General features: G+C 64.8%; 26 protein-coding genes. 16 read left to right on the forward strand and 10 right to left on the reverse strand.

The features are described 5' to 3' along the window. Nucleotides 1-2: 2 nt before the first annotated feature. The 6 genes from ACZ9J7_RS17245 (at nucleotide 3) to ACZ9J7_RS17270 (ending at nucleotide 6,993) form a co-directional block, all read left to right on the forward strand. Entirely contained in the window at nucleotides 3-347 is a 345-nt protein-coding gene (locus ACZ9J7_RS17245; protein ID WP_476211122.1) for a hypothetical protein, read from the forward strand. Nucleotides 348-379: 32 nt separating this feature from the next. Then, a complete protein-coding gene (gene tatA, locus ACZ9J7_RS17250; RefSeq protein ID WP_476211123.1) occupies nucleotides 380-655 on the forward strand; it encodes a Sec-independent protein translocase subunit TatA in 276 nt (91 codons plus the stop codon). Between the two features lie 48 nt (nucleotides 656-703). Then, nucleotides 704-1,498 carry a twin-arginine translocase subunit TatC gene (gene tatC / locus ACZ9J7_RS17255; RefSeq protein WP_476211125.1) on the forward strand — a complete coding sequence of 265 codons (795 nt, stop codon included), beginning with the start codon at nucleotides 704-706 and terminating at the stop codon, nucleotides 1,496-1,498. Between the two features lie 20 nt (nucleotides 1,499-1,518). Next, entirely contained in the window at nucleotides 1,519-4,434 is a 2,916-nt protein-coding gene (locus ACZ9J7_RS17260; protein WP_476211127.1) for a DEAD/DEAH box helicase, read from the forward strand. A 58-nt stretch (nucleotides 4,435-4,492) separates the two neighbouring features. Then, complete coding sequence (locus ACZ9J7_RS17265) at nucleotides 4,493-6,154, forward strand: amidohydrolase (RefSeq protein ID WP_476211128.1); 1,662 nt, start codon at nucleotides 4,493-4,495, stop codon at nucleotides 6,152-6,154. Between the two features lie 95 nt (nucleotides 6,155-6,249). Next, a complete protein-coding gene (locus ACZ9J7_RS17270) occupies nucleotides 6,250-6,993 on the forward strand; it encodes a polyprenol monophosphomannose synthase (RefSeq protein WP_476211129.1) in 744 nt (247 codons plus the stop codon). A gap of 101 nt (nucleotides 6,994-7,094) precedes the next feature. Here the strand turns inward: ACZ9J7_RS17270 and ACZ9J7_RS17275 are convergent, their stop codons facing one another. The 5 genes from ACZ9J7_RS17275 to ACZ9J7_RS17295 form a co-directional block, all read right to left on the reverse strand. Beyond that, entirely contained in the window at nucleotides 7,095-7,442 is a 348-nt protein-coding gene (locus ACZ9J7_RS17275) for an RNA polymerase-binding protein RbpA (protein WP_026266052.1), read from the reverse strand. A 238-nt stretch (nucleotides 7,443-7,680) separates the two neighbouring features. Next, on the reverse strand, nucleotides 7,681-8,628 hold the full coding sequence (locus tag ACZ9J7_RS17280; RefSeq protein ID WP_476211131.1) for an SPFH domain-containing protein: 948 nt from the start codon (nucleotides 8,626-8,628) through the stop codon (nucleotides 7,681-7,683). Nucleotides 8,629-8,650: 22 nt separating this feature from the next. Beyond that, entirely contained in the window at nucleotides 8,651-9,124 is a 474-nt protein-coding gene (locus ACZ9J7_RS17285) for an NfeD family protein (RefSeq protein WP_476211133.1), read from the reverse strand. Between the two features lie 129 nt (nucleotides 9,125-9,253). Further along, on the reverse strand, nucleotides 9,254-10,135 hold the full coding sequence (locus tag ACZ9J7_RS17290) for a methyltransferase domain-containing protein (RefSeq protein ID WP_476211135.1): 882 nt from the start codon (nucleotides 10,133-10,135) through the stop codon (nucleotides 9,254-9,256). A 68-nt stretch (nucleotides 10,136-10,203) separates the two neighbouring features. Continuing rightward, nucleotides 10,204-10,884 carry a peptide deformylase gene (locus tag ACZ9J7_RS17295; RefSeq protein ID WP_476211137.1) on the reverse strand — a complete coding sequence of 227 codons (681 nt, stop codon included), beginning with the start codon at nucleotides 10,882-10,884 and terminating at the stop codon, nucleotides 10,204-10,206. 54 nt (nucleotides 10,885-10,938) lie between these two features. Between ACZ9J7_RS17295 and ACZ9J7_RS17300 the strand changes: the two genes are divergently transcribed. Beyond that, nucleotides 10,939-11,352, forward strand: coding sequence for a nuclear transport factor 2 family protein (locus tag ACZ9J7_RS17300; RefSeq protein ID WP_476211139.1), 414 nt, complete (start codon nucleotides 10,939-10,941; stop codon nucleotides 11,350-11,352). A 24-nt stretch (nucleotides 11,353-11,376) separates the two neighbouring features. Here ACZ9J7_RS17300 and ACZ9J7_RS17305 read toward each other — a convergent pair whose 3' ends face one another. The 4 genes from ACZ9J7_RS17305 to ACZ9J7_RS17320 form a co-directional block, all read right to left on the reverse strand. Then, nucleotides 11,377-12,528, reverse strand: a complete 1,152-nt coding sequence (locus tag ACZ9J7_RS17305) for an FAD-dependent oxidoreductase (RefSeq protein ID WP_476211141.1) — start codon at nucleotides 12,526-12,528, stop codon at nucleotides 11,377-11,379. 1 nt (nucleotide 12,529) lies between these two features. After that, complete coding sequence (locus ACZ9J7_RS17310) at nucleotides 12,530-13,180, reverse strand: methyltransferase domain-containing protein (protein WP_476211143.1); 651 nt, start codon at nucleotides 13,178-13,180, stop codon at nucleotides 12,530-12,532. A gap of 55 nt (nucleotides 13,181-13,235) precedes the next feature. Further along, nucleotides 13,236-14,474 (reverse strand): type III polyketide synthase, encoded by a 1,239-nt coding sequence (locus ACZ9J7_RS17315; protein WP_476211145.1) that lies wholly within the window; start codon nucleotides 14,472-14,474, stop codon nucleotides 13,236-13,238. A 252-nt stretch (nucleotides 14,475-14,726) separates the two neighbouring features. Further along, the gene (locus tag ACZ9J7_RS17320) at nucleotides 14,727-14,876 is read right to left on the reverse strand and encodes a hypothetical protein (protein ID WP_476211146.1); all 150 of its coding nucleotides are present in this window, start codon (nucleotides 14,874-14,876) and stop codon (nucleotides 14,727-14,729) included. Between the two features lie 761 nt (nucleotides 14,877-15,637). Between ACZ9J7_RS17320 and ACZ9J7_RS17325 the strand changes: the two genes are divergently transcribed. The 5 genes from ACZ9J7_RS17325 to ACZ9J7_RS17345 all read left to right on the forward strand — a co-directional run bounded on the left by ACZ9J7_RS17325 (nucleotide 15,638) and on the right by ACZ9J7_RS17345 (nucleotide 20,537). Next, nucleotides 15,638-17,965, forward strand: a complete 2,328-nt coding sequence (locus tag ACZ9J7_RS17325) for a bifunctional polysaccharide deacetylase/glycosyltransferase family 2 protein (protein ID WP_476211147.1) — start codon at nucleotides 15,638-15,640, stop codon at nucleotides 17,963-17,965. A 191-nt stretch (nucleotides 17,966-18,156) separates the two neighbouring features. Further along, complete coding sequence (locus ACZ9J7_RS17330; RefSeq protein ID WP_476211149.1) at nucleotides 18,157-19,053, forward strand: chitinase; 897 nt, start codon at nucleotides 18,157-18,159, stop codon at nucleotides 19,051-19,053. Between the two features lie 82 nt (nucleotides 19,054-19,135). After that, nucleotides 19,136-19,720, forward strand: coding sequence for a hypothetical protein (locus tag ACZ9J7_RS17335; RefSeq protein WP_476211151.1), 585 nt, complete (start codon nucleotides 19,136-19,138; stop codon nucleotides 19,718-19,720). A 9-nt stretch (nucleotides 19,721-19,729) separates the two neighbouring features. Then, a complete protein-coding gene (locus ACZ9J7_RS17340; protein WP_476211153.1) occupies nucleotides 19,730-20,137 on the forward strand; it encodes a DUF3054 domain-containing protein in 408 nt (135 codons plus the stop codon). Nucleotides 20,138-20,255: 118 nt separating this feature from the next. Then, nucleotides 20,256-20,537, forward strand: a complete 282-nt coding sequence (locus ACZ9J7_RS17345; protein ID WP_141160402.1) for an Lrp/AsnC family transcriptional regulator — start codon at nucleotides 20,256-20,258, stop codon at nucleotides 20,535-20,537. 7 nt (nucleotides 20,538-20,544) lie between these two features. On the opposite strand, the gene trpD is transcribed toward ACZ9J7_RS17345, so the two are convergent. Beyond that, nucleotides 20,545-21,600, reverse strand: coding sequence for an anthranilate phosphoribosyltransferase (gene trpD / locus ACZ9J7_RS17350; protein ID WP_476211156.1), 1,056 nt, complete (start codon nucleotides 21,598-21,600; stop codon nucleotides 20,545-20,547). A 148-nt stretch (nucleotides 21,601-21,748) separates the two neighbouring features. On the opposite strand from trpD, the gene ctaE reads away from it, so the two are divergent. From ctaE to qcrB, 4 genes are all read left to right on the forward strand, one after another. Next, nucleotides 21,749-22,387 carry an aa3-type cytochrome oxidase subunit III gene (ctaE, locus tag ACZ9J7_RS17355; RefSeq protein WP_175318541.1) on the forward strand — a complete coding sequence of 213 codons (639 nt, stop codon included), beginning with the start codon at nucleotides 21,749-21,751 and terminating at the stop codon, nucleotides 22,385-22,387. An 86-nt stretch (nucleotides 22,388-22,473) separates the two neighbouring features. Then, a complete protein-coding gene (qcrC, locus tag ACZ9J7_RS17360; protein ID WP_476211157.1) occupies nucleotides 22,474-23,262 on the forward strand; it encodes a cytochrome bc1 complex diheme cytochrome c subunit in 789 nt (262 codons plus the stop codon). A gap of 98 nt (nucleotides 23,263-23,360) precedes the next feature. After that, on the forward strand, nucleotides 23,361-24,431 hold the full coding sequence (gene qcrA, locus ACZ9J7_RS17365; protein ID WP_141181610.1) for a cytochrome bc1 complex Rieske iron-sulfur subunit: 1,071 nt from the start codon (nucleotides 23,361-23,363) through the stop codon (nucleotides 24,429-24,431). Continuing rightward, entirely contained in the window at nucleotides 24,409-26,079 is a 1,671-nt protein-coding gene (qcrB, locus tag ACZ9J7_RS17370; RefSeq protein ID WP_141181611.1) for a cytochrome bc1 complex cytochrome b subunit, read from the forward strand. Before qcrA ends, qcrB begins: the two co-directional genes overlap by 23 nt. Nucleotides 26,080-26,114 lie beyond the last annotated feature (35 nt).

The raw sequence follows: 26,114 nt of genomic DNA on the forward strand, positions 1-26,114 counted from the left end.
GCATGCCTTGGTGGTCCTGGATTCTTATATGGGTGGCGCTCGTCGCAGTGTCCGTACTGTTCTACGTCCTTCTGGGCATCCGTCTCTTCCGCCAGTTCATGGCGACGGTAAAGGACCTCAGCGCTGCGGGTGAAAAGCTGGGACACCTGGCCCCCGTTGAAATCGAGGATTCCACGGAAACGCGGTCGGCCCCGCCCGGTGCTGCCGTTTTTGCCTCACCCGCCCTCATGCGACATGATTACGAGGCATCCAAATCGGCCCGGCGCGAAGATCGCCGCCGCCGGCGAGTGCAGCGCAAAAAGGACCGGGGCCAGCCGCAGGCGCTCGGAGATCTCGACTTCACATAGAAGTAGGATGTATTTAGAGGAAAGGATTTCCCGTGGGAAGACTCTTTGATGGCCCTTGGCCGATCGTAATTATCATCGTTGTTGCTTTGCTTCTCTTCGCCGCGCCCAAGCTTCCGGCCATGGCCCGCAGCCTGGGCCAGTCCATGCGGATCATCAAGTCCGAGGTCAAGGAAATGAAGAACGACGGCAAAGCCGACACCACCGCGGACGCCACTGGCCCCGTGGAAGGCACCATCGTGAACCACCCCAAGGCGAAGCCCGGTGAGCCGACTGACGGCACTGACGTTCCGCCGTCGACCCGCGCCTGACCTCCCGTGGCACTGTCGCGGGGCCGTAAAGCCAATCCCGAGGGGCGAATGTCCCTCTGGGAGCACCTCAAGGAGCTGAAGAACCGGCTGATCAAGTCGGCTATCGGCGTCGTTATTGGCGGCATTGGGGGCTGGATACTTTACGATCCGCTGTTGAAGGCCCTCGCCGAACCGGTAAACCGGATTTCGAATGAAACCGGGGGCCTGGCGGCCATCAACTTCGGCACCATAGCGTCGCCCTTCGACTTCAAGCTGCAGATGTCGCTCCTCATTGGGGCGGTCATCTCCAGCCCCATCTGGATCTACCAGCTCTGGGCCTTCATCACCCCTGGGCTGACCTCCAAGGAACGGCGCTACACGCTGGGCTATATGGCAGCTGCCATTCCCCTTTTCCTCGCCGGAATCTGGGTGGGCTGGCTCGTAGTGCCGCAGGTGGTCCACGCGCTGACCCAGTTCACGCCGGCAGGTTCCTCCAGCGTCATAGATGCCAGGACCTACATCGAATTCGTCACCCGCATGGTGCTGATGCTGGGCCTTGCCTTCCTTGTCCCCGTGGTGCTGGTTGGCGTCAACATGGCCGGCCTCGTGTCCGGCCGCACCATCCTGAAGGCCTGGCGCATCACTGTTTTCCTGGTGTTCGTCCTGGCAGCCATCGCAGCACCGGGTGCCGATGCCATCTCCATGTTCATGCTGGCCGGCCCTTTGCTGGCGCTCTTCTTCGCGGCGATCGGCATTTGCATTATGAACGACAAGCGCCGTGAACGCCGCGAGGCCAAGCACGTCGAGGAGACCGAGGCCACTGCTGACATCGCCACCCCCAGCAGTGAACTTAAGAAGCTCTAGCCTGCCGCTAGGCTTGGGGTATGTCCTCCACCACCGGACCCTTCTCCGCCGGCCCCGTCGATCCCGATGAACTTTCGCCAGCCGAGAGGTACCGTGCCAGCGCCGAGCGCCGGGCAGAGGCGGCCACTTACCTCGGACAGTTTTCCCGGACCCTTGAGTTTGAGCTTGATGACTTCCAGCGCGCAGCCTGCCGTTCGTTGCAGGAGGGCAGGGGAGTCCTTGTGGCTGCCCCTACCGGAGCCGGTAAGACCATCGTTGGGGAGTTCGCCATCTACCTTGCTCTCCAGCGGGGGCTGAAGGCGTTCTACACCACCCCCATCAAGGCGCTCAGCAACCAGAAGTTCAGTGAACTGAGCCAGAAGTACGGTGCGGACAACGTAGGCCTCCTGACCGGGGACACCAGTATCAACGGGGACGCACAGGTGGTGGTCATGACCACCGAGGTCCTCCGGAACATGCTGTACGCGGACTCAGCCACCTTGGGCGACCTGGGCTATGTGGTCATGGACGAGGTCCACTACCTTGCCGACCGGTTCCGGGGAGCGGTCTGGGAAGAAGTCATCATCCACCTGCCCAGTGAAGTGCAGGTCGCGTCGCTGAGTGCCACCGTCTCGAACGCCGAGGAATTTGGTGCCTGGCTGGATACCGTGCGGGGGGACACGGACATCATCGTCTCCGAACACCGGCCGGTGCCTCTGTGGCAGCACGTGATGGTGGGGCGGCAGATCATGGACCTGTTTGCCGGGGAAACCACGTTCGACGAGATTGCCCCGCCTGCGGACGAAGAGGGACAGCGGCCTGCCGCATCCGTCAGCCCGGCCGGGACCGTCAAGGGCCGCGGCTTCGATGTCAATCCTGACCTGCTCTCCGTTGCGCGCAGCGAAAGCCAGCAAAGCTTCCGGAGCCGCCCGGGCGGCCGGGGGCAGCGTGGCCGCCGTGGGTACGAGCGGCCGGGCCGGGGAGAGCCGTCGGGAGTGCGCCCCGCCAGCCGGCCCCAGGTCATTGCCAGCCTGGACCGGATGGATCTGCTGCCTGCCATCACCTTCATCTTCTCCCGTGCCGGCTGTGAAGCCGCGGTGGCGCAGTGCGTAGGGTCCGGCCTGTGGCTTACCACCGAGAAGGAACAGCGGATCATTGCCCAGCGGGTGGACGAGGCCGGGCAGGACATCCCGCCGGACGACCTGGACGTCCTGGGTTTTTGGACGTGGCGTGACGGCCTGTTCCGGGGTTTTGCAGCCCACCATGCCGGCATGCTGCCCACTTTCAAGGAAGTGGTGGAAAAGCTGTTTGCCGACGGCCTGGTGAAAGCTGTTTTCGCCACTGAGACCCTGGCCCTGGGCGTCAACATGCCCGCCCGCTCGGTAGTGCTGGAAAAGCTGGACAAGTTCAACGGCGAAGCCCACGTGGACATCACGGCGGGCGAATACACCCAGCTGACCGGAAGGGCCGGCCGGCGGGGGATCGACGTCGAAGGCCACGCCGTAGTTCTGTGGCAGCCCGGGACGGACCCGACGGCAGTGGCCGGCCTGGCGTCCCGGCGAACCTATCCGCTGAACTCGAGTTTCCGGCCCACCTACAACATGAGCATCAACCTCCTGGCACAGTTTGGGCGCGCCAGGGCCCGCGAGATCCTGGAGTCCTCGTTTGCCCAGTTCCAGGCCGACCGCTCGGTGGTTGGGCTGGCCCGGCAGGTGCGCAGCCGCGAGGAGTCGCTTGCCGGTTACGCCAAATCCATGACCTGCCACTTGGGTGACTTCACGGAGTATGCCCGGCTGCGTCGGGAACTCTCCGATGCCGAGAGCGCCACCTCCCGGACCAAGTCGCGCGTGCAGAAATCGCTCAGCGGCGACTCCTTGGCCCGCCTCCTGCCCGGGGACGTGGTGAACGTTCCCGGCGGTCGTGCCCCGGGGCCCGCCGTCGTCCTCAGTTCCGACCATGGAAGCCGTGAACCCCGGCCAGCCGTGCTCACCCTGGACAACCAGCTGCGCCGGATCGGAACCGACGACCTCGAAGGGCCCATCGCGCCGGTTACCCGGGTCCGGATCCCCAAGTCCTTCAATGCAAAGGTGCCAAAATCCCGCCGGGACCTGGCATCTTCGGTCCGCAACGCACTGCGCGAAAACCGTCCTCCGGCTCCCGGCCAGAACCGCAACCATGACTTCGGCCGTGGCGCCGCCCTCCCCAACCAGGAGAGGCGCATCGCAGATCTTCGGCGGGCCCTGAAAGCCCATCCCTGCCACGGATGCAGCGAACGCGAAGACCATGCCCGGTGGTCGGAGCGCTGGTGGAAGCTGCGGCGGGAAACGGACGGCCTGGTCCGCCAGATCCAGGGCCGCACCAACACCATCGCCAAGACCTTCGACCGAGTCTGCGATGTCCTTTCCGCCTACGGCTACCTGGAGGACGCCGGAGAGGGCCGGCTGAACATCAGCCCCGACGGCCAGCGGCTGCGCCGGATCTACGGTGAAAAGGACCTGCTGATCTCCCAGTCCCTGCGGCTGGGCGCGTTCAATGACCTGGACGCGGCGGAGGTGGCTGCCCTGGCCAGCGTCCTGGTCTACCAGGCTAAACGCGAAGACCGCGGCCTGCGGCCGCGCATGCCCAGTGTCTCCCTGGAGACCTCCGTGGACGTCGTGGTCAAGGAATGGTCGGTGCTTGAGGACGTGGAAGAGGAGAACAAGCTTCCGCTGACCGGCGAACCCGAGCTCGGCCTCGTGTGGCCGCTGTACAAGTGGGCCCGCGGGCGCCACCTGCAGGATGTCCTGAGTGGCACCGACCTTGCCGCCGGGGACTTTGTCCGCTGGGTCAAGCAGGTGGTGGACCTGCTGGACCAGCTCGCCAAAATCCCGGGCCTCGATCCGCGCCTGGCACGGCTCTGTGTCGAGGCGATCAATCTCATCCGCCGCGGCGTCGTGGCTTACTCGTCCGTTCTCTAAGTCTGCCAACCCCGGCCGGGCCGACCCGGCCTGCCCACCTTCCAGGAGTCCTGCCTTTATGCCCCGCCCTGATTCGACCCCCGTTGCCGCCTCCCGTCCAGCCCCGGTGCTGTACCGCAATGGATCCGTCTATACGGCGGCTGATCCGTTCGCCACGGCCATGCTGGTGGACGGCGACACAGTTGCCTGGGTGGGATCGGAGCAGGCGGCGACGTCCATTGCCGACAGCACCATGGACATCATCGACCTCCGGGGCGCCCTGGTTGCACCGGGCTTCGTTGACTCCCACATGCACCTGACCGAAACCGGAATCGCGCTCGAGTCGCTCCAGCTGGCGCCGGTGACGTCGGCCCGGGCCCTGCTGGAAGCAGTCGCCGGGGCCCGCGGGGACGGACCGGTGCTGGGCCACGGCTGGGACGAGAGTACCTGGGCGGATCCCACCCTGCCCACGGCGGAAGAGCTTGACCGGGCAGCCGGGGGAAGGCCGGTTTACCTTTCCCGCGTGGACGTGCACTCGGCGCTGGTATCCACGTCCCTGGCCAAGTCGGCGGACCTTCAGGACCGGGACGGGTACGACGGCGGCGCTCGGGTGACGCGGGCGGCCCACGAGGCAGCACGGAAGGCAACCCGGCAGCTTCCGCAGGATGAGCTGAAGCGGCTGCAGGCCCGGGCCTTGGCGGAAGCGGCCGCCAACGGCTACGTCGCCCTCGCCGAAATGGGTGCACCGCATATGGGCGGTGCCGACGACCTGCGGCTCGCGGCAGCATGGAACGCCGCCGGAACCGGGGAGCCCCGTTTTCCCGAAGTCATGCCGTACTGGGGCGGGCTGGTCTCGTCCGAGGAGCAGGCCCGCGCGCTGGTGGCAGAGCTGGGGGCGGGAGTCCGCGGCCTTGCAGGAGACCTGAACATCGATGGTTCCCTGGGCTCGCGGACCGCCGCCCTGCGTGCCGGTTACAGTGACGCCGGCCAGGAACGCGGCACCTTGTACCTGAGCGTGGACCAGGCAGCAGCCCACCTTGCCGCCTGTTCCCTTGCCGGGATCCAGGGCGGGTTCCACGTGATCGGGGACGCCGGACTGGACGCTGCGCTGGAGGCGCTGGACCTTGCCGCCAAGGAAGTGGGGGAGCAGCGCGTGCGCGCCGCAGGCCACCGGTTTGAGCATGTGGAGATGGCCGACGCCGACGCCGTGGACCGGCTGGCCCGCTACTCCGTGACCGTCAGCGCACAGCCCTCCTTCGACGCTGCCTGGGGCGGCCCCGGTGGCCTCTACGAGCATCGGCTGGGAGACCGAAGCCGGTCGATGAACCCGTTCGCCGCGTTCTACTCGGCCGGAGTGCCCGTCTGCTTCGGCAGCGACAGCCCCGTCACGCCCCTGCGTCCCTGGTCCAGTGTTCGCGCCTGCGTGGAACACCACAACCCGGACCAGCGTATTTCTGCGCGGGCAGCCTTCCTGGGCCACACCCGGGCCGGCTGGCGGGCCGCGCGGCACCCGAACCCCATGGCCGGACAACTGGTGCCCGGGGCTCCCGCGAGTTTTGCCGTGTGGGAGGTGGAGGAACTGATGGTCCAGGTGGCTGACGGGCGCGTTCAGTCCTGGAGCACCGATCCGCGCGCCAGGACCCCCCTTCTTCCGGCGCTGGACACGGGCTCCGACCCAGTCTGTCTGCAAACCGTAAAAGACGGTGCCGAACTGTTCGCCAGCCCGGCCCTGCGTTCCTGACCCGGGAATCCTCCGCCCTATAATGGGGAGTTGCGCCTGCGGCCGGCATGCCCGGCACCAGGTGCACCGACCACTTCCACCAGGAAAGGCCCTCTGTGCGCGTCCTTACGATCATTCCCACCTACAACGAACTGGAATCGCTGCCCAAGACGCTCCAGCGCCTGCGGAAGGCGGTTCCGGCGTCGGACGTGCTGGTGGTCGATGACAACAGTCCTGACGGCACCGGCCAGCTCGCCGACGGCTTTGCTGCCGAGGACTCCCAGGTCCATGTCCTGCACCGTAAGGGCAAGGAAGGGCTGGGCGCCGCGTACATCGCCGGTTTCAAGTGGGGCCTGGAGGCCGGCTACGACGTCCTGGTGGAAATGGACGCAGACGGCTCCCACCAGCCCGAACAGCTTCCCCAGCTCCTTGAGGCCGTGGAACAGGGCGCAGACCTGGCCATGGGGTCGCGCTGGGTTCCCGGCGGCAGCGTGGTGAACTGGCCGCTGTACCGCCAGGCAATCTCCCGGGTAGGCAGCACCTATGCCCGGTTGATGCTGGCTCTGCCGATCCGGGATGTGACCGGCGGATACCGCGCGTTCCGCAGGACCACCCTGGAAAAGCTCAACCTGGACCAGGTGGACTCTGTGGGCTACGGCTTCCAGGTGGACCTGGCCTGGCGCGTCGCCAAACTTGGCCTCCGCATCGAGGAACGCCCCATCACCTTCGTCGAACGGGAACTGGGCGCATCCAAGATGAGCGGTAACATCGTGGTCGAGGCCATGATCAACGTCACCAAATGGGGACTGGCAGCACGCTGGAACACCCTGGCCGGCAAGGTAAAGAACAAGCAGGCCTAGGGCCTCCGCCCGCGAGGGCACCGCCAGCGTCGCGCCGGCACAAAAGAGGGGGCGGCCCCGCACCATGGTGCGGGGCCGCCCCCTCTTTCGCGGGCTGGGCCTTAGGCCGAGCGGCGCTCTCCGCGGCGTTCGCGCAGGATGGTGAGGCGGTCCTCGAGGATCTGCTCGAGTTCAGGCAGGGAGCGGCGTTCGAGCAGCATGTCCCAGTGGGTGCGGACTGCTTTGTCGTTGCTGGTGTCCGGCTTTTCGCCGTCGACCAGGAGCGCTTCCTTACCGGTCTTGGAGACCCATACCGGAGGAATTTCCGCCTCGGAGGAGAACGTGACGAAGACCTGCTCGCCATCCGCGCAACGGTATTCGACCCGCTGGCGCGGAGCCGGCTCAACTCCGGACTCGGTCTCCATGCTCTGCGCACCAAGGCGCATGCCCCGCAGGCTGCGATCGCTCATGATTTCTCCCTCTGGTCGGTTCGCGGATGAAATCTCCGCGCTAGCCGGTGGCGCCGTGGCACCGCCGGACTACTTTGTGCAGTGTGTTGCATCATAGGATTCAACGCATTGCGAAGCTTGGTTGTTCCAGCTGGTATTCTCCTGCCGGACAAATACCCAATTATACGACTCTTATCCCACTGGAGACAAAACAGGAGGGTTTGGCGTCTGCCGCCAAACCCTCCTGTTGTTCGGGATGCTAGGGTTGCGTGCGCTCCGTGGGCTCGTCCTGGAACAGCGTCCCTGCCGTCCCGGCCTCCCCGGCGGTGCCGCCCAGGGCGTTCCCAATTCCCTTCAGGGCTTCCCCGACTTCACTGGGGATGATCCACAGCTTGTTGGCCGAACCTTCCGCGAGCTTGGGCAACGTCTGCAGGTACTGGTAGGCCAACAGTTTCTGGTCCGGGTTTCCCTTGTGGATGGCGTCGAAGACCTTCTGGATCGCCTGCGATTCACCGTCTGCCCGCAGGATGGCGGCCTTCGCTTCACCCTCGGCAGCCAGGATGGATGCCTGGCGCTGGCCCTCCGCGGTGAGGATGGCCGACTGCTTGGTTCCTTCGGCGGTCAGGATCGCGGCACGGCGGTCGCGCTCGGCGCGCATTTGCTTCTCCATGGAGTCCTGGATGGAGTGGGGCGGATCAATGGCCTTCAGTTCAACCCGCGAAACGCGGATACCCCAGCGGCCAGTGGCCTCGTCCAGGACGCCGCGGAGCTGCCCGTTGATTTGGTCCCGGGACGTGAGGGCTTCCTCCAGGTTGAGGCCGCCCACCACGTTGCGCAGGGTGGTGGTGGTGAGCTGTTCGACAGCCTGGATATAGTTGGCGATTTCATACGTCGCGGCGCGGGGGTCTGTCACCTGGAAGTAGACCACCGTATCGATGGAGACCACCAGGTTGTCCTCAGTGATGACGGGCTGCGGCGGAAAGGACACAACCTGTTCACGCAGGTCCAGGAGCGGCAGCAGCCGGTCCACAAAGGGAATCAGGATTGTCAGGCCCGGATTCAGGGTGCGCTGGTATTTACCCAGCCGTTCAACGACGCCCGCGCGGGCCTGCGGAATAATCCGGACGGACCGGACTAAAACTATGATGACAAAGACGATCAGAACCACCAGCACAATGGCCAGCGCGGTTCCGCCTGCGTTTTCCATACAACTCCTTGTTCCCCAATTGTCAGGCTGTATCGGGTCCGGTGGCCGCCGCCGGCGGTACCGAAACCACTGCTGTTGCGCCGTCGATGGCCGCGACGACCACCGTCTGTCCCGCGGGGAGCACTCCCGCAGCGGAGCGCGCACTCCAGATATCGCCGCCGATTTTCACCAGGCCGCCGTCAGACGTCACGGCTTCCATCACCACGGCCGGTTCACCGATCAGCCGGTCCACGTTGGTCCGCTGTTCGGAGGGTCCCTTCTTCAGGTGCGAGAGTGCCACAGGCCGGACGAAGGCGACCATGAGCAGGGACACGATGCAGAAGATGACTACCTGGAGCCAAGGCTCGGCGCCGGCAAAATCGGCGACCAGGGCGGCAAGTGATCCTCCGCCAAGCATGATGAAAAACAGGTCAAGGGTGATCATCTCGACCACTGCAAACGCCAGGAAAGCCGTGAGCCACAACGCCCACCAGTTTTCCCCAAGCCACTCGAACATTCCTGTTTCCCCCTTCGTCACGGCGCCGCGGTTTACGCGTACACGCCAGTAACTGTCTTTTCATCGTAGTCCGCGGACCCGGCCCGTGGGCCGGTTCACAGCGGGCGCCGGGGGATAGTGGCCAAGTCGTTACGGGGCGCCCTGGGCCCGGGGCCGGAACACTGAAATCCGGAACCTTGCGTCGGCCCGCACCGGTTCCGGCGAGCTTTCCAGCCGGGCCGCGATCTGGCCCCGGTCCAGGTGGTGGCCGGCCGGTCCCATGAACGCCAGGTCTGCGGCGGCCGTACGGCCCAACTTGAGGGGTATGTCCACCTCAAGGGATGTGTCGGGCTCGAAGTGCCCGGCCATCGCCTCCGCAAGCCGCTCATCCTTGCCCTCTTCAATGCCGAGCATTCCGGTTATGGCCGCGATATCTGCCAAATGTCCGGGCCGGGGAGTCACCACTGCCAGGACACCCCCTGGGCGCAGGACCCGGGCGAACTCGGCGGGGTTCCGCGGAGCGAAGACCACGGTGACCGCATCCACCGAATTGTCCGCCACCGGAAGCGGCCGCCAGATGTCCCAGACCAGGTTGGCGGCCTCCGGGTTGAGGCGCGCGGCCCGGCGAAGGGCGAACTTCGAGATGTCCAGGCCGATCGCGGAGGCCGGCCGCCCTGCGGTGGCTGCAGCGTCGAGGATCTCCCGCAGGTAATGGCCGGTCCCTGTTCCGGAGTCCAGGACCACGGCGCCTTCCTCCCGCAGCAGGGGTACGACGGCGGAGGCCAGGGCGTGTGCCAGCGGCGCGTAATGGCCGTTCCCCAGGAAGGCGAACCGAGAGGCCACCATCGCGGCGCTGTCCGGTTCAAAAGGTGTGCCCTTGCCCACCAGCAGGTTGAAGTAGCCCTGCCGGGCGGCATCGAAGTTGTGCCCCTCCGGGCAGGACAGGCGGGGCTGGCGCGTGGCCTGCGCAGGCAGGTATTCAAGCGGACGTGAGCAGACGGGGCACAGGAGGGGAAGGTCCGCAGAAGGCATGGGAACCAGTTTAGGGCGGGCTCGGCTTTCCGCCCTGCCTGCCCGGCACGCGGGGGAGGCGGTCGTTATCAGCCGAGGGAGATCCCGGCGGGCCCGTCGTCGAAGCCCAGCCCTTCCCGTGCCTTGGCAATGCCCGACTCCGCCCAGTGCGCTGCGTATTCGGCGTTGCTGCTTAACGACCGAAGCTGGGCGCGGTCTATGTACAGGATGCCGTCGAGGTGGTCCGTCTCGTGCTGCACGATGCGCGCCTGCCAGCCGGAGAACTCCCGCCGCTCCGCCGCGCCGTCGGGCGTTACGTACTCCAGCAGCACGGCCTCCGGACGCGCCACCACAGCCTGCAGCCCGTTGAGGGAAAGACAGCCCTCGTAGAACGACGCATGTTCGCGCCCAAGCGGCGTGTAGCGGGGGTTGAGGATGGCCAGGAAATCCAGCGGGCTCCGGTTGCGCAGGGCGGCGGCCGCCGGGTCGATGTCGTACTGGTCCTCCAGGACGGCCAGCCGCAGCGGGATGCCCAGCTGAGGCGCGGCCAGGCCCACCCCGGGAGCTTCATGCATGACCTGGCGCATGACTCCGATCAGTCGGCCCAACTGGTCATCTGACAGCTGTCCATCCAAATCCGCGGCACGCTGGCGGAGCGCCGGGTGCCCGGCCTGGACGATGGGCGGCAGGGATCCGGCAGAGAGGACCTGCTCAACGATCTCGCGGATCTGGGCGGCGCCGGCGGTGGTCGTGGGAACAGTCTGGGTCATGGGGACAGCCTACTGGCGGACGGTGCGGAGGAACGGTCGGCTAGGGTCTACTTCATGGCTGAAGATTCCCTTCCTGCACAGTCCCCGCTGGAACACGTCCTGGCATTCATCCGGGTCCTCGAAGCGGGTGGCGGTGCGGCGGACATCCGGCCGTTCCTCTCTGAGCAGTTCGTGCTGATGGAGGCCCCGCACTTGTTGGCACCGGAAGGTTCCACGCGGACGCTGGCGGCGGTGCTGGCCGGCGCCGACCAAAGCCGGGACGTGGTCAAGGACCAGCAGTTCACTGTCCGGCGCACCACGTGCGAGGGCGGCCGGGTGGTGGTGGAGGCTGACTGGTCCGCCACGGTGCTGATGGACCTGCGGTATTGGGACCTCGGCGAGACGATCCGGGCCAGGACGTCGTCCGTCTTTGAGGTCAGCGACGGTGTGATCGTTAGCCAGGACAGCTACGACTGCTATTTCCGGTAGCCCCCGCGCCGCGGCCCGGAGCTTCTATTGCATGGTGAAGCGTGTGGCGGCCCACCGGTTCACCGCGGGTATTGCGGCGGCCGCACCAATGCCGGCAACCCGGAACCGCATGAGCGGCTGCGGCAGCGGCCTGCCCAGCATCATGTTGATTTCCGCCTGCCGGCGGGCCACGTTGGCCGCCCGGCGGCGGTCCCGCTCGAATTTCCGAAGCCGGGGGCCTACGGCTTCACCCGCCAGGGCGGCGCAGACCAACGGCGCCAGGTCCCGGGCGCCCAGCCAGCCCAGGTTCATGCCTTGCCCACCGATGGGGCTGATTTCATGGGCGGCGTCACCCAGCAGCACTGCGCGTCCGGCGACCGTCCGCTGCGCAATTCCGGACCGCACGCTGAAGGCGCTCAGCATGGAGTTCGACGCTGGATCCGGTTGATTCCCGGTCCGGCGGCGTACCAGCTCCGCAAGGACATGTGGCCCTGCATCCGCTCCGGCGGGCGAGTCCAGCCGCACCACCCAGCGCCGGACACCTCCCGGCAGCGGGAACGACTCAACGATTCCGTCGGGCTCAAGGAACAGGACGGCCTTGTCTCCGTACTCCGTGCCGTCCTCGAAATCGCCCATGAGGTAGTGGTCCGGATACGTCCTGCGGACAACGGGGACGCCGAGCCGCCCCCGCAGCGCTGACCGGGCACCGTCGGCCGCAACGAGCAACGCTCCAGTGGCACTGCCGCAGGGATGCGTGGCACCCGGGCCGGTCTCCACCGCAGCGGTGACCCTGCCGCCGTCGTCCGTAACCCCCGTGATCCGGGCGCCCCTCACAATCGCGCCCGGATCAAGGGCGAGGACCCGCTCTTCCAAAATCTGCTCGGTCCTGAACTGGGGGAGTGCCAGCACGAATGGAAAGGCACTGGACACCTGGCCGAACTCCATCGTTCCCACCGTCCTCCCGCCGCTGACCGCCATTCCGGCACGAATGCGGACGCCTTCGTGAACCATGCTGGACGCCACCTGCACCCCGGCCAGGGCCTGCAGGGCCGGCGGGTGGATGCCGATGGCCCGGGTATGCCTGTTCAGGGCCTGCCGCTGCTCAAAGACTTTCACCGTTACCCCTTCCTGCAGCAGCGCCGCCGCCAGGTACAGGCCCACGGGACCGCCGCCGGCGATCAGGACATCGGCGTCCATGTCAGTCCTTCCGGCAGACCAGGACCTGGTGGAAGGCCGACGGGCGTTCCACTGACCAGCCCGGGGGAGCGGAAGCGGCCAGCTCCGCGGGCGTATAGCTGCGCCGGATGGAAGTGAGCCCGTCCTCGCGGATGTAGGACTTCCTGAACGGCAGCGCGGCCACACTGAAGAGGCCAAAGGCGGCGGGGCTGCGGATCAGGTCATTGTGAAGCGACTTCCTGGTGGCCAGGATTTCTGAGTCCGCCAGCAGTTGCCGGAGTTCCGTGGCCTCAAGGTGGTGCAACACGTGGTTGGAAATCACGACGTCGAACCGGGCGCCTTCCCCGACCAGGTCGCCGCTGTGCGCCTGCCGGAAGTCGACCCCCGGGGTTGGCGGACGACGGCGCGCAAATGCGGCGGCGCGGGGGTCCGGATCGATGCCAGTGACATGGATTGGCCGGCCGTCCCGCTTTGACCAGCGCGCCAGCATGACGGCGAGGTCGCCGCCACCGGAGCCGATGTCCAGCACGGTCAGTGGGCGCTGCTGCGCTGCGGCGACGGTTCGCAGCTCCGTCCGGTACAGCCGCCGCCAACCGGACAGCACCCGGTTAATGACCCAGAACTGCCGGTACGTATTGTCCAGGAGCCGGGCATCGCAGTCCGCGCGGTCCATCTGCTCCACCTCTCCGGCAGCGCGCGTTCGCAGCAGGATCCCCACGCGAACCCTGTCAGGCCATCTCTGCCGGCATCCGGTCCTGGCCCGGCTTCAGGGAGCCTGCCGGAGCGGATTCCCCCAGTCCGGGGTCGTCCCGGGTCTTTGCCGCGGCCTGCCGGAGTTTGGTGAACAGTCCCGTCTCCACCGTGAGCCCTGGGCCAAAAGCCATGGAACAGATGGCCTCTCCTTCGTGGGGTCCAGCCGGGTGCAGCGGTTGTTCCAGGATGTGCTTGAGGACGAACAGGACTGTGGCGCTGCTCATGTTGCCGTAATTCCTGAGGATGTCCCTGGCGGGAACCAGCTGCACATCGCTGAGGCCAAGCCGGGACTGGACCTTGTCAAGGATGCTGCGCCCGCCGGGGTGGATCGCCCAGTGGGGGATTGCGGTGTAGGGGAGTGCCGCCAATTCCGGGTCTTTTGCCAGCAGCGGCTGCAAGGCACCTACGATGTGGTCATCGATGATGTGCGGCACATAGTTGCCCAGGACCATCTCGAACCCATGATCGCCGATGTTCCAGGCCATCGAGTCCTCACCAACGGGGGTGAGGACTGTTTCGAACTGGTCGAGCTTCAACAGCGCGGCTTCCTCGGCGCCGGGGCGTGCAGTGACGACGGCGGCAGCAGCGCCATCGGCGAACAGGGCCGAACCCATGATCGTGTCCGGATCATTGGACGTGCGGACGTGCAGTGAGCAGAGTTCGGCGCAAACCACCAGGACAACCGCATTCGGGTCGGATTCACAGAACAGCTTGGCCGCCCGGAGGGCAGGAAAAGCCGCGTAGCAGCCCATGAAGCCCAGGTGGTAACGCTGCACGGAAGGACTAAGCCCGAGCTCGCGGACCACCTTGTAGTCCGGGCCAGGATTGAAAAAGCCCGTACACGACACCGTGATGAGATGAGTTATGTCAAGTAACTCAAGCTCCGGGGCAGCCTGTACGGCAGCCCGGGCCGCCTCTACGAACAGTTTGGTGGCCTCCCGGGCAAAAATATCGTTGCGGACTTTGGTACTGGGGTTCAGCAGGAGCCCGGTGTCGGGGTCGTAGAACTGGGGGTTCTCCGAGCGTGACGTGTTGGTGAGTTCCTGGACGGCAGTGAACCTCGTGTCGATCGCTGCGCCGTCGAAACAGGTGCTGACCAGGCGGGATGCGAGCCGGGAAAGTCCCGGCTGGGCGGCGAAGACATCACGGGCTTCGGACTGGATCAGTTTTGTCGCCGGAACTGCAGTTTCAAGTGAACGCACGTAAACCGTCATCACGTCATTCTTGACGTGCGGTTGGATAAAGACAATGGGCCGCGTCGGCCGGACGGTTTGGAACGGCGCCCAGTGCATGGTTTTGCTGGGCGGGTGAAGGCCCGGACGGCGGGTGTCCCATGCCCCGCTTCCAGCCCTGCCTAAAACGCCGATAATCTACATTATGTCAACTAACGCAGAACTGGCACTCCCTCGTTCAGCCTTCAGGATGCCGTCCTGCGGCACAAGCCAACGCAGGCTATCTGGCAGCCGCTAGTGTCGCCGCCGCATCGAGGCCCCCACCACCGCGCCCAGGCCGAGGCCCAACGCGAACCCCCAAAAGGGCGTGTGGAAGATCGCCAGGCCCAGGCTGATCCCCACAGCGGCGCCCACCAGGCTGCAGATCCATAGGGCTTTATTCACGGTGTCTCCGTCATGGTTAGGGGGCCTCACCTACTGCAGCGAGATTACTGCATCCCCATCCCCTACGCGCCCAACAACGGGGAGGTCCGCCCCGAAGTTGGGTAGGTTCCGTCCGTGCGCGGCCACGTGGAGGATCCTAGTGTGTTGGTGAAGGCGGCAGGCCCGCAAGGGCCGCCGCGGGCACGCGACGGAGGTAAGCCTTCAACGACACCTCCTTTGTTCATGCAGACGGCGGCGGCGCCCGGTTTCCCTGCTTCCCCCTAGGACGCCCCATGCGTGAACTCCCCCGCCTCAACGCCTGCGCAAACTGCTCAACTCCATGCACCCTTTGCCGGACACAATTCCGGGAGGAAGCGCTGCGGCAGGCGCCCGGCAGGCCCGTTGTCCTCCTTCACCCGGCAGCGGTTAAAGTCCGCTCGATCCAGGGCCGTGCGGTCGCCTACACGGTAACCGATGTCCTTGTGGAGTGGACTGAAGACTCCTTCTACCACCTCCGGTGGGAAGCAAGCTGGCTCGTCCGCCGAAGCCCGGGCTGACTGGGGGCCACGCGGACCGCCTGGTGGGGATTGTTGCGGGATACGCAGGCACCGTAGGTAAGTAGCCCCCAAATCTTCAATGACGTACCGCTTACGCGTGCCGACCGGCACACCCAAACCTAGTCTCGTCCTCAGGACGGATCCTTGCAGCCGCCCGGAAGTGGCGGTCCTCCCCGTCTGGGGGTTCTCGCCGTTGCTTTTGCAGGTTTCCACGCAGGGGACCCAATGACAGACGTTTCCTCTACCAGCAGCACTGTTCACCAGCCCGTTTTTTTCGATACCAGCGGCACCCGCTGGTATCGGATCCTGAACGGCCTCCTGGCTGCAGTGCTGTCCATCGTGCTGACCCTGTGCGCCGTGCTGCCCGCGGCCACCGCTCCCCTGCGCCCTGGCCAGCTCAATCAGGCAGCCGGCTATCCGCGACAACTGCTTGCACAGCAGGACGTAAGAGACATTCCCCGCGTCGGCTACGAGCAGGGGAACGAAATTTTCCACCGGATCGACCTGGTGGAGAGGCGCGACGGCATCGATTACCTCACTGACCCGTTCAGCAACGAAGTGCTTCGCGAAGCCACGGCCGAGGAGGCTGCGGCTATTGGCGACAAGCCCTATGCCGTTGAAGCCTACGGCCTCCCTCCTGACCACACATTGATGCTGACATTCGACGACGGCCCGGATCCCACCTTCACCCCGCAAATCCTCGATCTGCTCTCGCGTGAAGGCGTCCCCGCAACCTTTTTCGTTATCGGGGAGCAGGTGGTGGAAAACCCAGATATCTTCCGGCGGATGGTGCGGGAAGGCCACATGGTGGGGAACCACACCATGAGCCACATCGACTTCTGGGCGCATGACGACGCCTATAACCGCCAGGAAATCATTGGTGAAGACCGGGTGCTGCGCGCGGTGGACAGCTACGCCTCAAGGCTCTTCCGGATTCCCACCGGCAATCCGGAGAACAACACGCTGGCGCTTTTGCAGTCGCAGCAGCTGGGGTACCTTCACGTCAACATGGACCTGGACACCCGCGACTGGGAGTACAAGCCCGGCACCCAGGTCCCCACTCCTGAACTCGACGGACTCGGGCACGTTATGTTGGTCCACGACGGCGGCGGGGACCGGACGGCGACCATCGAAATGCTGAAGGACTTCATTCCCAAAGCCAAGGCACAGGGCTATCGGTTCACCACCCTGGAGCCCATGCTGCCGGCCGGGTTCACCCCCCAGCGCAGCGTCATGGCAGGGTTCCAGGACAACCTGACCTTCGGAGCCCTCACGGCCTACCTGGTCACCCCCAACGTGGTGATGAACTGGCTGTTTTGGTTCGGCGTCGGATCATTGACCATCCTGACGTTCCTGTTCGTTGTCCTGGCCCTCATCAACAATGCCCGGCAGCGCAAGCGCAAATGGGACGTGGCCGGCGCCGGCGACTGGCCGCAGGTCAGCGTCGTCCTGCCCGTCTTCAACGAGGAACCCGTGGTCACCAAGACACTCGATGCCCTGAAGGCGAGCGACTACCCCAACTTCGAAGTCGTGGCGGTCGACGACGGATCCACGGACGCCACCCTTGAAGTCCTTGAAAAGTATGCCGGCGACTGGCCGCAACTGCGCGTCTACTCCCAGTCCAATGCGGGCAAGCCGGCGGCGAGCAACAAAGGAATCTTCCAGTCCAGGGGCGAAATCGTGGTGACCCTGGACGGTGACACCCTGTTCGAACCGCAGACCATCCGGATGCTGGCACGGCATTTTGTGGCTGACGCAGGATCCAAGCAGGTAGGCGCAGTCGCCGGACATGTGAAGGTGGGCAACCGGCGGAACCTGGTGGCCGGCTGGCAAAGCCTGGAGTACCTCTCCGGCATCTGTGTCACCCGGATGGCGGAAGGCCTGATGGGGGCAATCTCAATCTGTCCCGGTGCCTGCGCAGCGTGGCGCAGGGATGCCCTGGTCGCGGCCGGCGGTTATTCGGACGAGACGCTCGCAGAGGATGCGGACCTGACCCTCTCCCTGCAAAAGATGGGCTACAGCATTATGCAGGAGAACAATGCGGTGGCCTGGACGGAGGCGCCGCTGACCCTCAAAGGACTCTTCAAGCAGCGGCTCCGCTGGACTTATGGCAATATCCAGACGCTGTACAAGCACCGCTCCATGCTTTTCAACCCGAAGTTCGGAGCGCTCGGGATGCTGACCATGCCATACGCGCTGATCTCAGTCCTGGTGCCGCTGATCTTCATGCCGTTGGCTTTGGGCGTGGCCATGCTCAGCCTTGCACGCGGTGAATGGCAGGCCATTGCCCTGTTCTCCGCGTTCGTTGCCACCACCCACATGGTGGTCTCCGTGGTGGCGGTGGTCATGGTGCGCGAGAGCCCGCTGCACCTGCTCATCGTGCCGATCTACCGGCTTATCTACGAACCGCTGCGGGCCTACGTCGTTTTTGGCTCGGTGATCCGGGCGCTGAGGGGTTCCGCCGTCGGGTGGTACAAACCCCAGAGGACCAACAGCGCTTCGTTGCCCTCTCCCGCCGCTGCCTCGCGCCACCTCTCCCCCACGTCCGCCTGACCACGCCGACGATGAAGGCACTTCGCACTAGCCACTGGGGTCCCGTCCTTTTCAGCGCCGCGATCGCCCTGGCAGGCTGCAGTACTTCACCAACACAGGATGCGGGATCTCCAGTTCAACCAATTCCGGCCCGAAGAGCCGCCGGCTGGTTCGGCGGGTACCTGGACGTTACGCTGCCGCCGAATCCCGCCTTGCAGCATGAGGCTTCCGCGGGGTCCACCATGGTACTGGCCTTTATCACCGCGGATCCTTCCCAGCCCTGTATTCCAGCCTGGGGCGGAACGCTCGGCCTGGAAGCGGCCGGCAATCAGCTCCAGCTCGACATGCAGATACGGCAGGCCCGTGCGGCCGGAAGCAACATTGCCGTTTCGTTCGGCGGACAGCGAGGCCGGGAACTCGCAACCACATGCGGCGATCCCGGCGCCTTGGCAGAGGCCTACGGCACTGTCATCAACCGGTATGGACTTGATGTGGTGGACCTGGACATAGAGGGACAGGCCGCTGAACCGGCCGCGGACCAGCTTCGCGCCGAGGCCATGGCCAGGCTTCAGGAACGGCGTCCAAAGGACCGCCCCCTCAGGATCTGGTTGACGCTCCCCGTAAGGAGGGATGGACTGGATGAAGGCGGTAAACGGAGCATCGAGACGATGCTCGCGGCGGGAGTCGCGCTGGAAGGAGTCAACCTGATGACCATGAACTTCGGCCGCCTTGGAGAGGGCGAAACCATGCTCAGCGCATCCACGGGCGCGGCGGAGGCAACCCACCAATATCTGGAGCAGTTGCCTTTCAGGGCCGGCGGATCCCCGGACGCTGCAGCGTTGTGGCGGAGCCTTGGGCTCACGCCCATGATCGGTAACAACGATGTGGAGGGCAACACGTTCTCATTGAAGGACGCTGCCGGACTCAACGCATTCGCCGCTGAACGTGGCGTAGGCAGGCTTTCCTTCTGGTCCATCAACCGGGATACGTATTGCCCCCGGCCGGCCCTGGACAACCCGGAGCGGCCGTCGAGTGGCTGCAGCGGCGTCAGCCAGGACGCGGGAGCCTTTGCCGGAGCGCTTGGCAAAGGCTTCACGGGCGGCAGTTGAGTATTGTGCCGGGGCGGGATCGAAGCGGGGCGGCCACCGGATGGCTCGCATGACCAGAGGGGGACGAGCGTGCAATAGCGGCATGGCTGCGGCAGTTGCCTGCGGTATTGCGCTCGTCGCCAATGGATGCGTCGGGACGCCCCAGCCTGTCCAGGACGCGGAGACCCGGAAGGAAGTCTTCGTCACGGCCTACACCTGGTTCGACAACACCCCGCCCGGCTCTACGGCTATCAGCCACCCGATCCTGCACAAAGCGGCGGGCGGTACCGGAACATACGCCGATCCGGTGACCATCGCCGTCGGGCATTCCCGCGAGACGGGTGATGACGTGCTCGACATCCCTGCAGGGACGCGGATCTACCTGCCGGACGTCCGCCGCTATTTCATTGTGGAAGACACCTGCGGGGACGGCCCGGCTCCTGAGGATGGGCCCTGCCATACAGGGGCCGAAAAATACGGCCACGCAAAGCTGTGGATCGACATGTGGATCGGGGGTAAGGGTGAAGCGCAGTCGTTCGTCCGAAGCTGCGCGCGGAAGGTAACGGGGATAAGTACCGCCATCTTCGACCCCACGGACGGTTACCCTGTGGCATCCGGCCGGGGCGTGATCCATGACGGAAAGTGCGACGCCGGCTACGGAACCACCGCGCCTCCTGCCGGCAGCTAAGCTCGAAACATGAGTTCCCTGAAAACCAAGCCTGCACCTGCCTCACCACGGACAGCGGTGGCTGCAGCAGCGGCCGACGTCGTGCTGATCCTTGTTTTCGCCGCGATAGGCCGGGATGCGCACCACCGCGAGGAGCCCATCCTCGGCGTGCTGCTGACCGCCTGGCCGTTCCTTGCCGGTGCAGCAGCGGGATGGGCGATTGCCAGGGTATGGCGCAGTCCATTCGCCATTGCCCGGGCAGGCGTTCCCGTCTGGCTGGCCACCCTGGTTGGCGGAATGCTGCTCCGGGCCCTGACCGGGCAGACGGTGGTCCTTCCCTTCATCATCGTTGCCACGCTGGCCCTCGCCGTGTTTCTGGTGGGCTATCGCCTCCTCTTGGCGGGTGTGGTCCGCTTCCGCCAACGATCGGGCAGGTAGCGGCAGCGGAATCCGGGTGGCAGTGTGTCAGCCGGGTCCGGCGCCCGTGTAATAGGCTGGCTGGAGAGAAAAGCCTGCCGTGCGTCATCGCGGCGGCACCGATTGAAGGGGTTCAAGCGTGGTTACCGCATTTGTTCTGATCAAGACTGACGCCGCCCGTATCCCGGAGACGGCTGAAGAGATTTCAGCGATCGAAGGCATCAGCGAGGTGTATTCGGTCACCGGAGAATGGGACCTTATCGCGGTAGCGCGGGTCCGCAGGCACGAAGACCTCGCAGACGTCATCGCGGACCGGCTTTCAAAGGTTCCCGCAGTGGTCCACACCACAACCCACATCGCGTTCAGGGCATACTCGCAGCACGACCTTGACGCTGCTTTCTCCCTGGGCTTCGAACAATAACCGCCGGTTAGGCCCTCGAGAGGGACACCCAGCGGTCCAGGACGGCGGCGGCGGCGCCGGAGTCGATCGAGTCCGCCGCTCGCGCGAAGGCGTCCTTCATGCGGTCAAGGAACGGGCCCTCGGCGTCCCGGTCGAACGCAACCAGGCCCGCCGCGGCGTTGACCAGCACCGCGTCCCTTGCAGGGCCCTCACTGCCGGCCAGCACATCCCGGACAACTCCCGCGTTGGCCGCCGCATTACCGCCACGGAGTTGTTCAACAGTAGCCAGGCTGATGCCAAGGTCCTCCGGCGAGAAACGCAGTTCACTGACGGCACCATCCCGGATCTCCCAAACGGTGGAAGGCCCGGTCGTGGTCAGCTCGTCCAGTCCGTCATTGCCGCGGAAGACCAGTCCCCGGCTCCCCCGGCGCGCCAGGACGCCGGCCACGAGCGGTGCCATCCGCGCATTGGCGACGCCCACCGCTGACGCCTGCACATTGGCTGGGTTGGTGAGCGGTCCAAGGAAATTGAAGGCCGTGGGTACAGCCAGTTCCCGCCGCGGGACGGCAGTGTGCCGGAAGGACGGGTGGAATACCTGCGCAAAGCAGAACGTGATGCCTGCCTCCTCCGCGTTCCGTGCCACCTGGGCAATGGGCAGGTCCAGGCGGACGCCGAGCGCTTCCAGTACGTCAGCGGATCCGGACGACGACGACGACGCACGGTTCCCGTGCTTGACCACCTTGGCGCCGGCCCCGGCTGAGACCAGGGCTGCCATGGTGGAGATGTTGATGGTGTTAAGTTGGTCACCACCGGTGCCGACAATGTCGAGTTTTTCCCCGCTGATGGTCACGGGGTTGGCGTGGGCAAGCATCGCCTCCACGAGGCCGGAGAGCTCATCCACTGTCTCGCCCTTGGCGCTGAGGGCTACAAGGAATCCGGCGATCTGGGCCGGCGTTGCTTCCCCGGACATGATGGTGTCCATGGCCCAGGAGGTGCTCTCCGCAGTGAGGTCGTTGCCCTTGATGAGCGCCGAGATCAACCGGGGCCAGGTGTTGCCGGACGCTTTAGTTGCCTGAGAAGTCACGTGCTGATGCTATCGACCGATGGCGGCCAGTGACCAATGTGAACCGTCGCGGGAACTTTTCCGGGCAATTTCGCGTCTTTGTAGAAAAAGTCCTCCGAAAAGGCGGTTTGCGTTGGGCAGCACGGACTTTTACAGACATAATGTCTATGTGACATCTGCGACCCATGCCCCCAGTACCCCGGCGCACCCCACGCTGAACCGCCCCAATATGGTTTCTGTAGGAACCGTTGTGTGGCTGTCCAGCGAGTTGATGTTCTTCGCCGGTCTCTTTGCCATGTACTTCACTCTGCGCTCCACGAGCGGACAGATGTGGGCGGAAGAGACGGCCAAGCTCAACTTCCCCTTTGCGCTCGTTAACACGATCGTCCTCGTGGCCAGTTCCTTCACTTGCCAGATGGGCGTCTTCGCCGCAGAGCGGCTGCAGCCACGGCGCACCGGCGGCGCCCTGCAGTTTGCCCGCTGGGGAATGAACGAATGGTTCACCCTGACGTTCCTCATGGGTGCGTTCTTCGTTGCCGGGCAGACCACCGAGTACGCCATGCTGGTATCCGAGCACGTCTCGCTCTCCTCCAACGCATACGGCTCGGCCTTCTACATGACCACGGGCTTCCACGGCCTCCACGTGATCGGCGGCCTCATCGCCTTCCTGCTCATCATGGGCCGGTCGTTCGCCGCGAAGAAGTTCGGACATTTCGAAGCAACGTCCGCGATCGTCACCTCTTACTACTGGCACTTCGTTGACGTCGTGTGGATCGGCCTCTTCCTGGTCATCTACGTACTCAAGTAGCCAGCTTTGATTCTTTTTCTACAAGAGGCAGAATTTCAGGTAGCGGCTCCCGGAGCCGGCGCAGGATCGAATAAAGGAACCACCACGTGAAGGCACTCTCACAAAAGCGGCGTCACCCACTTGCAGCAATAGCGCTGCTTCTGATGGGGCTCCTCATCACGGGTGGGCTGTACGCCGTGGCAACCACCGTCAACCAGGCCAAGGCTTCCACCACCACGTTCAGTGCAAGCGACACGGAAGAAGGCGGCAAGCTCTTCGCCGCCAACTGCGCCACCTGCCACGGCATGGGTGCCAGTGGTTCCAAGGATGGCCCGTCGCTGGTGGGTGTCGGTGCAGCCGCTGTTGATTTCCAGGTAGGCACCGGCCGCATGCCGATGCAGATGAACGGCCCGCAGGCCATGAAGAAGCCCGTGCAGTTCAACGACGAGCAGACCCACCAGCTTGCAGCCTACGTTGCCTCCCTGGGAGCCGGCCCGGCAGTTCCTGCAGAAGACCTGACAAACGGTGGCGGCGATGCAGCTGCCGGCGGTGAGCTCTTCCGCACCAACTGCGCCATGTGCCACAACGCCGCCGCTGCCGGTGGTGCACTGACCCGCGGCAAGTTCGCGCCTGCCCTGGCCGACGTTTCCGGCAAGCACATCTACGAGGCCATGGTCACGGGCCCGCAGAACATGCCGGTGTTCAACGATGCCAACATCACTCCTGAAGGCAAGAAGGACATCATCACCTTCCTGAAGCAGATCGAATCCTCCGGCTCGCCGGGTGGAGCCGACCTCGGCTCGCTCGGTCCGGTTGCCGAAGGCCTGTTCGTTTGGGTAGCCGGCCTTGGCGTCATCATTGCCTTCACCATCTGGCTTACGTCCAGGACGTCCTGACTTTTCGCAGGAACCCACAACTTCTGCTGCCAAGTCAGCAGCTTGAAATTAGAAACTAACCCGGTAACTGCCGGGACGAGAGAAGGATGAGGCGAATTATGGGCAACCATAGTGACGGCAGTCCGAACCACTCGGGCACCGTAGCTACGGCTGGTCAGAATGAGGTGGAGAAGTTCCAGGATCCTGGAATTCCCCCGCATCGTTTGCGCCTGGCTGACACGGACCCGAAGGCCGCAAAGCGGGCAGAACGGCAGGTCGCCTTACTATTTGGCATTTCTGTTGTTGGAACCCTGATCTTCCTGGTGGCGTACTTCGCCATTGATCTGGGTGATGACTCCAGCATTGCCACCATCCGGCTCCAGAATGCCCTGCTCGGCATTGGCACTGCCTTTGCAATGCTGGGTATCGGTACCGGCATCGTGCACTGGGCCAAGGCCCTGATGCCCGACCACGAAGTCTCCGAAGAACGCCACGCCATCCGTTACGAAGAGGACCGCCAGGCCGCGGTGCGCATCGTCGACGACATTGTGGAAGAGACCGGCATCAAGCGCCGCCCGCTGATCCGCAACACCCTCCTGGGTGCTGTCGCACTGGCCCCGCTCCCCGCCGTCGCCATCTTCGGTGACCTCGGTCCCCGCCCTGACGACAAGCTCGCGCACACCATGTGGGCTCCGCAGGACGGGAAGCGCAAGCGCCTCACCCGCGACCCCGATGGCACTCCCATCAAGGCCTCGGACGTCACTATCGGTTCAGCCTTCCACGTCATCCCGGAAGGCCTGAATGAACTGCAGGAAGGCAAGCTCAACGAGAAGGCAAAGTCCGTTGTGCTGCTGATGCGCCTTGATCCCGCATCGCTGAACCCCTCAAAGGGCCGCGAAGAGTGGGGTTACAACGGCATCGTTGCCTACTCCAAGATCTGCACCCACGTTGGCTGCCCGGTTGCTCTGTACGAGCAGCAGACGCACCACCTGCTGTGCCCGTGCCACCAGTCCACCTTCGACCTCACGCAAGAGTGCAAGGTGATCTTCGGCCCCGCCAGCCGTCCTCTCCCCCAGCTGCCCATCGCAGTTGATGACGAGGGCTACCTCGTCGCTACCAGCGACTTCCATGAACCCGTAGGACCAAGTTACTGGGAGCGTGATTCGCATGAGCGCAGCATCAACAGCTGAGCCGGCTTTCGTCGCCAAAACCAAGACAGGCAGGATCACCGACTTCGTCGACTCGCGTGTTGGCGGCTCCGGAATCCTTCGCGAGTTCGGCCGTAAAGTCTTCCCCGACCACTGGTCCTTCATGTTCGGTGAAGTGGCGCTGTACTCCTTCGTCATCCTTCTGCTGTCCGGAACCTTCCTGACGTTCTTCTTCGATCCGTCCATGGCGGAGACGCATTACGACGGCGGCTACATTCCCCTCAAGGGAGTGGAAATGTCGGTGGCGTACAGCTCCTCGCTCAACATCTCCTTTGACATCCGTGGCGGACTCTTCATGCGCCAGGTGCACCACTGGGCGGCACTGCTGTTCGTGGCCTCCATCGCAGTCCACATGCTGAGGGTCTTCTTCACCGGTGCGTTCCGCCGGCCCCGCGAAATGAACTGGGTTGTGGGCAGCGTCCTGCTGATCCTGGCCATGGCTGCCGGCTTCACCGGCTACTCGCTCCCCGACGACCTGTTGTCCGGCAACGGCCTGCGCATCATCGACGGCGTCATCAAGTCCATCCCGGTCATCGGAACGTACATCTCGTTCTTCCTGTTCGGCGGCGAGTTCCCGGGCACGGCCATCATCAGCCGCCTGTACATGCTCCACATCCTGCTGGTGCCGGCTTTGATCCTGCTGATGATCGTCCTGCACCTGTTCATGGTGGTCGTCCACAAGCACACCCAGTACCCCGGTCCCGGCCGCAACGACAATAACGTTGTCGGCTACCCCCTGGGTCCTGTCTACGCAGCGAAGGCCGGTGGATTCTTCTTCATCGTCTTCGGTGTCATCGCGCTGATGGCGGCATTCTTCACCATCAACCCGATCTGGAACTACGGTCCGTACGACCCCTCCCCCGTGTCGGCCGGTACGCAGCCTGACTGGTACATCGGTTTCGTCGATGGTGCACTCCGCCTCATGCCCGGCACGCTCGGCAACTGGCATGTGGAGCAGATCTTCTTCGGACACGTGTTCACGTTCAACGTGCTGCTCCCGGCACTGGTCCCCGCTGGAATCCTGTTCACGGTGATGTTCACCTACCCGTGGATCGAACGCTGGATCACCAAGGATGACCGCGAGCACCACGTGCTGGACCGTCCGCGCAATGCCCCGACCCGTACGGGCATCGGTGTTGCTGGATTCATCTGGTACTGCGTGATGTGGGCAGCTGCAGGTTCGGACCTCATTGCCACGCACTTCCACGTGTCCCTCAACGACGTCACCTACTGGCTCCGGGCCCTGTTCTTCGTCGGACCGGTCATCGGCTTCATTGTCGCCAAGCGCGTCGCACTGGCGCTGCAGCGCAAGGACCGGGAGATCGCCCTCCACGGCCGCGAGACCGGACGAATTGTCAGGCTCCCGCACGGTGAGTTCATCGAGGTCCACGCGCCGCTGGACGAGTACAAGCGGTACAAGCTGGTTGGTTTTGAGTCACCCCAGGTGCTGCCGGCTGTACCGAACGAGCACGGCGTCGTGACCCGCAAGGAGAAGCGCCGCGCGTTCCTCTCCCGCTGGTTCTTCGAGGACCGGGTTGCTCCCGCTACGCCCGCAGAGCTCGAAGCAGCCCATGGCCATGGCCACGAGGCAGTCGAAGCGGCTGAAGGATCCAAGAGCCTGACGCACTAGGCTCTGTGTTCCAACACTGAAGGCCCGATCCTTAT

The sequence above is a fragment of the Pseudarthrobacter sp. TE9888 genome, assembly GCF_056279345.1.

What these genes read in the sequence shown, in the direction of transcription:
- ACZ9J7_RS17275 (WP_026266052.1), bottom strand. Translation starts at nt 7,442, where the DNA reads ATGAGCGATCGCAGCCTGCGGGGCATGCGCCTTGGTGCGCAGAGCATG.
- ACZ9J7_RS17340 (WP_476211153.1), top strand. Translation starts at nt 19,730, where the DNA reads ATGAGTTCCCTGAAAACCAAGCCTGCACCTGCCTCACCACGGACAGCG.
- ACZ9J7_RS17290 (WP_476211135.1), bottom strand. Translation starts at nt 10,135, where the DNA reads ATGCCTTCTGCGGACCTTCCCCTCCTGTGCCCCGTCTGCTCACGTCCG.
- ACZ9J7_RS17280 (WP_476211131.1), bottom strand. Translation starts at nt 8,628, where the DNA reads ATGGAAAACGCAGGCGGAACCGCGCTGGCCATTGTGCTGGTGGTTCTG.
- ACZ9J7_RS17295 (WP_476211137.1), bottom strand. Translation starts at nt 10,884, where the DNA reads ATGACCCAGACTGTTCCCACGACCACCGCCGGCGCCGCCCAGATCCGC.
- qcrB (WP_141181611.1), top strand. Translation starts at nt 24,409, where the DNA reads ATGAGCGCAGCATCAACAGCTGAGCCGGCTTTCGTCGCCAAAACCAAG.
- ACZ9J7_RS17310 (WP_476211143.1), bottom strand. Translation starts at nt 13,180, where the DNA reads ATGGACCGCGCGGACTGCGATGCCCGGCTCCTGGACAATACGTACCGG.
- qcrA (WP_141181610.1), top strand. Translation starts at nt 23,361, where the DNA reads ATGGGCAACCATAGTGACGGCAGTCCGAACCACTCGGGCACCGTAGCT.
- ACZ9J7_RS17245 (WP_476211122.1), top strand. Translation starts at nt 3, where the DNA reads ATGCCTTGGTGGTCCTGGATTCTTATATGGGTGGCGCTCGTCGCAGTG.
- ACZ9J7_RS17335 (WP_476211151.1), top strand. Translation starts at nt 19,136, where the DNA reads ATGGCTGCGGCAGTTGCCTGCGGTATTGCGCTCGTCGCCAATGGATGC.
- ACZ9J7_RS17325 (WP_476211147.1), top strand. Translation starts at nt 15,638, where the DNA reads ATGACAGACGTTTCCTCTACCAGCAGCACTGTTCACCAGCCCGTTTTT.
- ACZ9J7_RS17300 (WP_476211139.1), top strand. Translation starts at nt 10,939, where the DNA reads ATGGCTGAAGATTCCCTTCCTGCACAGTCCCCGCTGGAACACGTCCTG.
- ACZ9J7_RS17265 (WP_476211128.1), top strand. Translation starts at nt 4,493, where the DNA reads ATGCCCCGCCCTGATTCGACCCCCGTTGCCGCCTCCCGTCCAGCCCCG.
- ACZ9J7_RS17285 (WP_476211133.1), bottom strand. Translation starts at nt 9,124, where the DNA reads ATGTTCGAGTGGCTTGGGGAAAACTGGTGGGCGTTGTGGCTCACGGCT.
- ACZ9J7_RS17305 (WP_476211141.1), bottom strand. Translation starts at nt 12,528, where the DNA reads ATGGACGCCGATGTCCTGATCGCCGGCGGCGGTCCCGTGGGCCTGTAC.
- tatC (WP_476211125.1), top strand. Translation starts at nt 704, where the DNA reads ATGTCCCTCTGGGAGCACCTCAAGGAGCTGAAGAACCGGCTGATCAAG.
- ACZ9J7_RS17260 (WP_476211127.1), top strand. Translation starts at nt 1,519, where the DNA reads ATGTCCTCCACCACCGGACCCTTCTCCGCCGGCCCCGTCGATCCCGAT.
- ACZ9J7_RS17315 (WP_476211145.1), bottom strand. Translation starts at nt 14,474, where the DNA reads ATGACGGTTTACGTGCGTTCACTTGAAACTGCAGTTCCGGCGACAAAA.